This window comes from Psychrobacter sp. UBA6766, assembly GCF_002453355.1.
GTDB lineage: Bacteria > Pseudomonadota > Gammaproteobacteria > Pseudomonadales > Moraxellaceae > Psychrobacter.
The window spans coordinates 87,442-93,817 of sequence record NZ_DKGQ01000013.1 but is presented as its reverse complement, the minus strand read 5'-3'; the positions used below and the strand labels follow the sequence as shown (position 1 = coordinate 93,817).

The window sequence follows — 6,376 nt, the reverse complement described above, 5'->3', positions numbered from 1 at the left end:
CAACTTATGGGGGTCAGTTCATATTAGCGGTTAAGCTTTTTTTGTTTTAAACGGGATAAAAATGCTTAGTTAACGCGCGTTTGGTAATCACCGGTACGCGTGTCAACACGGACGACTTCACCTTGCTGCACAAATAATGGCACCCGTACCACAGCGCCCGTCTCTAGCGTAGCAGGTTTGCCGCCGCCGCCTGAAGTATCACCGCGGACACCTGGATCAGTTTCCGTGATTTGTAATTCAACAAAGTTAGGTGGGGTCACCGATAACGGCACACCATTAAACAGGGTGATGGTGCAAAGAGCGTTGCTGTTTTCTTTTAACCATTTCAGCGCATCACCAACCGCTGTTTTGTCGGCTTGTAACTGCTCAAAACTTTCAGGGTGCATAAAGTGCCAAAATTCACCATCGTTATAAAGATAGTTCATTTCAGTATCGATGACATCCGCAGCCTCCAAGCTATCGCCTGACTTAAACGTCTGCTCGAGCACACGACCACTGCGTAAATTACGCATTTTGACACGGTTAAAGGCTTGCCCCTTACCAGGTTTGACAAACTCATTTTCAAGAATGGCATAAGGGTTGCCATCGAGCATGACTTTGAGACCAGCTTTAAATTCATTAGTAGAAAAACTTGCCACGGAAAACTCCTAAGGGTTGTAAGTATTGTCATCAATAATTGGATGCGGGGTGTGAGCCTTGCTCTTACCGCGCTAAAACCGCTTATAATGCTCAGTAGTGAATGAATAGCTCAGACGCTTTGATAGCGGACGCACTAAGCGCGTATAATAGCGGCTTTTGGGGACAGGAATAAGGTTGTCATGATAAACCATTTAATCACACAAAAAAACTGGCAAACGCAATTATCCGAAGCGATAACTTCTATTGATGAGTTGCTTGAGCTGTTAAGGCTTGAATCATTGCGCTCAGAGGTCTATGTGCCTGAGCACTTTACGATGCGAGTGCCGCGAGGTTTTGTGGCAAAAATGACAGTCGGTGACAGTCAGGATCCATTGCTCAGACAAGTATTGCCTAATCAAAAAGAGGAAATTGCTGTGACCGGTTACGTAGCAGACCCCTTAAGTGAGAGTACGCACAATCCGGTTAAAGGTTTGCTGCATAAATACCAATCAAGAGTGCTGTTAACGATTACTGGAGCTTGCGCTATCCATTGTCGTTACTGCTTTCGCCAGCATTTTGACTACAGCGCCAATATGCCAACCGCCGATGCCAAAGAACATATTATCCATTATATCAGCGCCAATCCTGAAATTAACGAGGTGATTTTAAGCGGTGGCGACCCATTAAATGTCACTAACAGACGTCTATTTGCTTGGCTTGATATCTTGGAGGCCATTCCGCAATTAACCACCATCAGGCTGCATACCCGGCTACCCGTGGTGATTCCAGCGCGCCTAGATGATACATTATTAGAAAGACTGTCTAAAAGCCGCTGCCAAATTGTAATGGTGATCCATTGTAACCATGCCAATGAGATTGACGCGCTGACCGCCGAGTATTTACAGCGTGCTCGCGCCGCTGGCATTACTCTATTAAATCAAGCAGTATTATTAAAGGATATCAATGATAGCGTGGCGGTGCAAACGGCATTAAGTCAGCGTTTATTTACAGCTGGCGTATTGCCTTATTATTTGCATGTACTAGATAAAGTAGCAGGCGCTGCTCACTTTGATAGGGACGAGAGCGCTGCTGTTACACTGTATTGGTCGTTACTTGCGGCGTTGCCTGGTTACTTAGTGCCAAAATTGGTGCGAGAATTGCCAAATAAATCCTTTAAAGTTCCGATTAATATTTACAATGATGCCTAAAATAGGCAGTATAATGACATCATAGTTTTAGTAAACAAATAACGGTTAACGTAGTTGTTAATCAGATGCTATTAATGAGGAGTTGTTAAAACAACTTAATAAATATAAGTAAAGAAGTATGAATAAAAATCATCCGTAAAAAATCACCAATAGGTCAGTTAGTTGACGTATTTAAATGTGGAGTCTAAGCATCATTACTTATAATCGTAAAATTTGAGAATAGCTGTAGATCTCTATTAATATCATGCGCAATTACTAAGGATAGTAATGGTAAATTTATCGACGTTGCAACAGTATTTAAAAGCTGAAGCTCCCTTATCGCAGACTTTACCTAAGGTCTTGAGTAGCGATGAGCAACGTTTGCGTAAATGGGCGGCACTGTTGCCTATGCAAACAGAGGCGCAGCAAACAGAGCAACTAGAAAAAGTACTCACAGAATTGCGCATGGCGAATATAGAGGATCGACAACGCCTGACGTTATTCAATATTGTGATGGATGCGGCCAATCAGCTGATTGCGATGCTGCGCCAGCATTATATATATGAAACGGACGCTTTTAACGACTATCAGTTGGGCTATGCGGCGCAGGTGAAGTCACTGTACTATTTAATGATTATGGGTTATGACGATGTTATACGCCGAGAAATTGCCTTTTTAACAGATAAAGAGCCGCAACCATCAAATGGCTTTTGGCAGCGCTATTTTACCAATGATAGATGCTCACCAATCACTCTAGCGATTGCGTCTTACCAAACACTACTGATGTATCAAAGACTGTTATTCGAAGATGCGCTTTGTTATCAAAAGTCCGTTCCATATTTATGGTCTAATATTAATCAGCTTTATTATATGGCCTGTCAGCAGCGGACAGTTGATATTGACGTAAGTGCTTATATCACCACCACCCACTGTGCGGATAATATTCATCAATTATATGCTCAGATATGCCTGCATAGTTTGTTAAACGTTCGGGCCATGCGCCGAGCCAATATTTTAATGACACAGCGTTTGCTACTAGAGTGGAGCGAATATCTCGTTGCAACCTTAGAGCCGCAGACAGAAACAAGAGTGTTCGTCAATTTAAATAGTGACAGTGTACCGACGTATTTGACCGCCTATTCGGCGATTAATCCCTATGATGCGCATCATGATTGTGTATTTATAGAGCTAGCGCCCCTGATCGCTTATTTAAAATCACGGAGAGACAAACTTATCAGGGAAGGTCGAGAAGGAGCTGAGTATTGTTTGATTAATACGGTTGCCATGACATTAAGCTATCGTTATATTCAGCCTCCGTTGACGCTACCAATCAGACAAAGCGCCAAATGTGATGCGAACGTTATTACTGGGTTTAATGACATTCATTACCGCGTGAGTAATGAGCAAAGCTTATCGAGCTTGATTGTTGCTAAAGAGCTGCCAGATTATCAGCAACCTCGCTATGACACTTTGCAAAAAAATCACTCTGCCAATAAAGGATTAGCAGTAGAGACGTTTGATGGCAGATTTAATAATGGTCTTATCAATAATACCAACGATTTGTCCCACTTTCGTACCTTGCGGCTACTAGCCGAACCAAAGGAGCTAGTGGCATCATCTGAGCGAATAGTGAGCAATTGCGCGACGATGCCAATAGACAGTATTGGAATAGAGACGTTCCCTGAAGATAAATATGGTGCTAAAGAGATAGAAGACAGAGAGGTAAAAGACAAAGAGACAAAAAATATAGTAAGGATCGCTGAAAACGATGTGCTTACTTCTGTTGCACCGCCGTCATTGCGCATCATGAGTCTTTTCTTATTATGTCGCACTCATAACTCGGATTCACCTGATTGGTCAATAGGGGTGGTGCGCTGGCGCGAAATGGACAGCGAAAAGCCTGAACTTGATTGGCAGGTACTCGGTCATCAACTTATCGCGTGCGGCGTTCGTCTGCACAACAGAGACAATCGCAGTCGACATTTCTTACCTGCGTTCGTCGTCGGTCGTGATGAACAGCTACAGACTACCTGTAGTTTGATTGTGCCGACCTCTCATTTTCAAGTAGGTGATAAAGTGATGATGCGCATCAATACCAAGCAAAAAACATTGTGTTTGGTACGGCGATTAATGATGACCGATGAGTTTAGCCAATATGAAGTGGTACAGCGCTAAACGCTTGTGTCTTAAAACTCCTATACCAGCAGTACGCCGTACATCGATATTATGTTTCACTGATTTTATTTAGTTAGCCTTAACGCGCACATTGAGCTTGTAAGTTAAGCAGCAGTCGATTAAATTATTGTTTATAATACCAAAACCGTTACTATGATTTAAAAGGCTTCCTATGCGTACTCAGACCATCTTAAACCTATTAGTCATCGATGACGACCAGCTTTACGCTGAGCGACTCGTACATTTGCTTAGTTCGTACTATGATAGTGTGAACTTAGGTTTTTTAGATGATAAAGAAGAGTTATTAAAGACGCTACGTCAACCGTGGGATACATTGGTGTTTGGACGAGCTTATGACATGAACTTTACTGATGTGGTGGGCATCGTTCAAGAGCAAGGTATTGATTTGCCATCAGTTTGTTTGATAAATAAAGAGACGGAAGCCAACGCTCATAATGAAGCGGGATTACCCTCTATTGTAAATGGTACGATGGTTAAAGCGCTTAGCGCAGATCAAGAAATGGCAGTCGTCATGGCAATTTGCTTGCTGCATGATAACTTACGCAGTCGTCAACAGCTTTCCACTTTGCGCCATGTTGTATCTGAAGCAGAGCAACGGGCCAACGTTTTGATTAAAAACTCGAAAAGTGCCGTTGCTTATATTGACCAGGGCATTCATATCTTTGCCAATGACCCATACCTACAGTTGTTTGGTTTTGAGTCAATGAATGATATCATCGGCATACCTGTGATTGATTTGATTGATGGTGGCGAAAATATAAAAGCCTTTAAGCAGTTTCTACGTCAATTTGATAAAGGTAACCGTAAAGACGTTGAGTTTAATTTTAAAAGTAAACGTACTGATGGCAGTACGTTTGAAGCAAAATTACAATTGGCAGTAGCGACACTTGATGGTGACCCAGTTACCCAAATCATCATTCAGCAAAATAACAATAATAGCGCTGAAGTTGCCAAGCGCTTAGCAGCAGCTGAGCGCAAAGACAGCTTAACTGGAATTGACAATCGCCTCGGTTTTGAATTGCAGTTAACTAAAATATATGAACAAGCAAAACAAGGCGTCTTGACGGCAGGGCTATTCTATATTCAACTTGATAATGTGGGTAAAATTAGAAGTAGTTTGGGTCTGCAAGGCATTGATGCCACAATTCAGCAAGTCGCTTATGCCTTAGATGAGCTAATGACAGCTGAATTAGGGTCAGAAAGTCAGGTAAGCCGTTTTAGTGATACGGCCTTTACCATCTTAGTAGAAAATCAAAATACTGCCGCGCTTAAAAAATTGGCTGAGAAAATCGGTTCGACCATCAATGAGATGCTTATCGAAGTCGATAAGCGTACGACTCATACGACGGCAAGTATTGCTATCGTGAAGATAGAAAAAAACACCCCTGAGCCAAAAGTACTGCTTGAGCGAGCGCTGGATGCCATTAATCAAGTTATGATTGAGACTTCTAATCATGGTGATAAGTATCATTTGTATGACGCCAGCGAACATGCCAATAGTGATGATCATGCCCTTGCTGAATCTTTAGTCGATGCCATCGCTAATAATCGCTTTGAGCTGACTTTCCAACCGATATATGACATTAATCATGATCGCAGTGATTTTTTTGAAGTATACCTGCGCCTACCATTGGCAGATGCGAACAATACTATATTGACCCCTGATCAGTTTATGGCCGTGGCCAAAGCTCACAAACTGCTTGAAAAGATAGACCGCTGGATACTTATTAACGCCTGTAAGAAAATCAATGATGTGCGTAAATCCCATCCAGATGCGCGATTATTGGTACAATTGACCAATGCCTCTTTGGTAGATAAGAAACTGCCGAGTGTTGCCAGTCAATTAATCAATGCTGTTGGCGGTCAAGCGGGTGTGTTAACCTTGCAGTTTAATGAAAAAGACATCGCTGACCATTTAACCGTCGCGAAATCTCAATTTGCCGCCCTTAACCAAGTCAACTGTCAACTGGGAATCAATAACTTTGGCTCATCAGCTAAATCGGTTGAGCTTGCCAATTTTGTGCAGCCTGATATGGTACGCTTAGCCCGCAGTTATGTAGACAGGATTGATACTCCTGAGAACTTAGAAACCGTTAAATCGCTCATCGCGCGTACTAGTGAACTTAATGTTGATGTCTTAATGCCCTTTATTGAAGAGGCTGCGACTATGTCGGTTGCTTGGAGCGTGGGTGCGCGCTACCTGCAAGGCTATTACTTAGAAGCGCCTAGTAACACCATAAAAGTATCAAGCGAGACTTAAGCTAGCGTTTATGTCTATAGTTAACCCAAAGCTAAGCCAAACCTCATAGTTAAATGAAACTACTAGGAGCTTAGACTTTAAGTACGACTAAGCAATTTTTATTTTTGCTCAACGA

The 6,376-nt window shown here is 42.3% G+C and carries 4 protein-coding genes; 3 read left to right on the top strand and 1 reads right to left on the bottom strand.

Going from position 1 to position 6,376, the window contains the following annotated elements:
* Positions 1-65: 65 nt before the first annotated feature.
* Positions 66-638, bottom strand: a complete 573-nt coding sequence (efp, locus tag B4K26_RS03495; RefSeq protein WP_296243564.1) for an elongation factor P — start codon at positions 636-638, stop codon at positions 66-68.
* A gap of 180 nt (positions 639-818) precedes the next feature.
* On the opposite strand from efp, the gene epmB reads away from it, so the two are divergent.
* From epmB to B4K26_RS03480, 3 genes are all read left to right on the top strand, one after another.
* Positions 819-1,826, top strand: coding sequence for an EF-P beta-lysylation protein EpmB (gene epmB / locus B4K26_RS03490; protein WP_296243563.1), 1,008 nt, complete (start codon positions 819-821; stop codon positions 1,824-1,826).
* 267 nt (positions 1,827-2,093) lie between these two features.
* The gene (locus B4K26_RS03485; RefSeq protein WP_296243561.1) at positions 2,094-3,980 is read left to right on the top strand and encodes a hypothetical protein; all 1,887 of its coding nucleotides are present in this window, start codon (positions 2,094-2,096) and stop codon (positions 3,978-3,980) included.
* A gap of 172 nt (positions 3,981-4,152) precedes the next feature.
* Positions 4,153-6,261 (top strand): EAL domain-containing protein, encoded by a 2,109-nt coding sequence (locus tag B4K26_RS03480; protein ID WP_296243560.1) that lies wholly within the window; start codon positions 4,153-4,155, stop codon positions 6,259-6,261.
* The last annotated feature ends 115 nt before the right edge of the window (positions 6,262-6,376 follow it).